1 protein-coding gene is annotated in these 444 nt (G+C 67.8%); it reads right to left on the bottom strand.

The window, feature by feature from the left end:
• A partial coding sequence (locus AX735_RS22690) for a transcriptional regulator domain-containing protein (RefSeq protein ID WP_231750229.1) occupies positions 1-444 on the bottom strand: 444 nt, incomplete at both ends.

The following is a 444-nucleotide window of genomic DNA, read 5'->3' on the forward strand; positions in this document are numbered from 1 at the left end:
GGCGTGCGAAGGGGTTAGGTCCGATCGGCAGCATCACGGCCATCGGTCCGTGACACGGACCGCACATGCAAAGATGCTCGTCGCCATCGGGATCGGCGAGGATGATATGAAGGAAGTCGCCCATCCTGATCCGCGCGCGAACGTCGCCGAGCGCTCGCATGTCGAGAGGTTGCGCGCCGATTCCGGCAAGCGCGGGCGCGAGGACGATGCTGGCCGGCGACAGGTCTGGGCGCGCGACCGCCAGCTTGCGGTCGAAGGCCGAGCCGGGGGCGGCGTGGTAGCTGATGCCCCAGCGCTGCACGAGGTTGGCGGTCGCATTGTCGGCGGAGATCGTGCCGCGTTTCACGCGGCCGAGCGCACGGCGGTAGTCGGAGCGATAGCGCACGTTGCGGCTGAGATAGCCGATGGCGATATCCGAATATTGCAGCGCGTCGTCCCCGGCCT

Source organism: Blastomonas sp. CCH1-A6 (assembly GCF_001556365.1).
Taxonomy (GTDB): Bacteria; Pseudomonadota; Alphaproteobacteria; order Sphingomonadales; family Sphingomonadaceae; genus Blastomonas; species Blastomonas ursincola.